This is a genomic window from Alloscardovia omnicolens DSM 21503, assembly GCF_000420505.1.
GTDB classification, from domain to species: Bacteria; Actinomycetota; Actinomycetes; order Actinomycetales; family Bifidobacteriaceae; genus Alloscardovia; species Alloscardovia omnicolens.
Genome location: NZ_ATVB01000039.1, coordinates 1 through 2,051, shown reverse-complemented (window position 1 = coordinate 2,051; position 2,051 = coordinate 1). Strand labels below are relative to the sequence as shown.

Annotated in this window: 1 rRNA gene; it reads left to right on the top strand. The window is 51.9% G+C overall.

From position 1 onward, the window contains the following. The first annotated feature begins 218 nt into the window (after positions 1-218). Positions 219-1,748 (top strand): 16S ribosomal RNA (locus G464_RS0108225). The last annotated feature ends 303 nt before the right edge of the window (positions 1,749-2,051 follow it).

Here is a 2,051-nt window from a genome sequence, read left to right as displayed (position 1 = left end):
CTCTTTGGTTTGGGGTTTTGGTTGGTTTGTGTTGTGGTGGTTTGAGAACTCAAGAGCGTGTTTTGTACTACTTTTTATGTTTTGATAATGCCAGTGACAGCTGAATGATTTTGTTGTTTGGTTGTTTTTTGTGCGTTGAATGCTTTATTTTTTGTAGAGTGTTTTTCGTTATTTTTCTTTTATTTTGTGAGTCATTTATTGTGATTCTTCATGATTTTTTTGTGGAGGGTTTGATTCTGGCTCAGGACGAACGCTGGCGGCGTGCTTAACACATGCAAGTCGAACGGGATCCTTTCTAGCTTGCTAGGGGGGTGAGAGTGGCGAACGGGTGAGTAACGCGTGATTAACCTGCCGTGTAGTTTGGAATAGCTCCTGGAAACGGGTGGTAATGCCGAATGTTCCACATGCTCGCATGGGTGTGTGGGAAAACGTTTTAGTGCTATGCGATGGGATCGCGTCCTATCAGCTTGTTGGTGGGGTAGTGGCCTACCAAGGCTTCGACGGGTAGCCGGCCTGAGAGGGCGACCGGCCACATTGGGACTGAGATACGGCCCAGACTCCTACGGGAGGCAGCAGTGGGGAATATTGCACAATGGGGGGAACCCTGATGCAGCGACGCCGCGTGCGGGATGACGGCCTTCGGGTTGTAAACCGCTTTTATTGGGGAGCAAGCGTGAGTGAGTGTACCTTTTGAATAAGCACCGGCTAACTACGTGCCAGCAGCCGCGGTAATACGTAGGGTGCAAGCGTTGTCCGGAATTATTGGGCGTAAAGAGCTCGTAGGCGGTTTGTCGCGTCTGGTGTGAAAGTCCATCGCTTAACGGTGGATTGGCGCTGGGTACGGGCAGGCTAGAGTGTAGTAGGGGAGACTGGAATTCTCGGTGTAACGGTGGAATGTGTAGATATCGGGAAGAACACCAATGGCGAAGGCAGGTCTCTGGGCTATTACTGACGCTGAGGAGCGAAAGCGTGGGGAGCGAACAGGATTAGATACCCTGGTAGTCCACGCCGTAAACGGTGGATGCTGGATGTGGGGCCCTTTCCACGGGTTCTGTGTCGGAGCTAACGCGTTAAGCATCCCGCCTGGGGAGTACGGCCGCAAGGCTAAAACTCAAAGAAATTGACGGGGGCCCGCACAAGCGGCGGAGCATGCGGATTAATTCGATGCAACGCGAAGAACCTTACCAAGACTTGACATGTTAACGATGGCCTCAGAGATGGGGTGTCTCTTCGGAGCGTTTTCACAGGTGGTGCATGGTCGTCGTCAGCTCGTGTCGTGAGATGTTGGGTTAAGTCCCGCAACGAGCGCAACCCTTGTCTTGTGTTGCCAGCACGTTATGGTGGGAACTCACAAGAGACCGCCGGGGTTAACTCGGAGGAAGGTGGGGATGACGTCAGATCATCATGCCCCTTACGTCTTGGGCTTCACGCATGCTACAATGGCCGGTACAGCGAGGTGCGATAGGGTGACCTGGAGCGGATCTCTGAAAACCGGTCTCAGTTCGGATCGGAGCCTGCAACTCGGCTCCGTGAAGGTGGAGTCGCTAGTAATCGCAGATCAGCAACGCTGCGGTGAATGCGTTCCCGGGCCTTGTACACACCGCCCGTCAAGTCATGAAAGTGGGCAGCACCCGAAGCCGGTGGCCTAACAGTTTTTGCTGGGGGAGCCGTCTAAGGTGAGGTTCGCGATTGGGACTAAGTCGTAACAAGGTAGCCGTACCGGAAGGTGCGGCTGGATCACCTCCTTTCTACGGAGATTTGAGGAACCACTGTGTGTGGTTTGTTTTTAGGCACAACTTGAGACCATGCTTGTTTTGTGAGTGTGGGGTTGTGTGTGGTGTGGAAATTATTGAGACGTTGTGGTATGGGCATGCTTTTGGGTTTCCAAATTGCGACAGCTTTTTGGAAGCAAGCCCGCTATTACGATTGTGGCACTGTTTGGTGTTGTGGTTGTGTGGTGTGGTGTGGTGGTTTGAGAACTGGATAGTGGACGCGAGCAATGATCTTTGTTGATTGTTGTTGTAATTGAACTGAACTTCTAAATTTTTTTT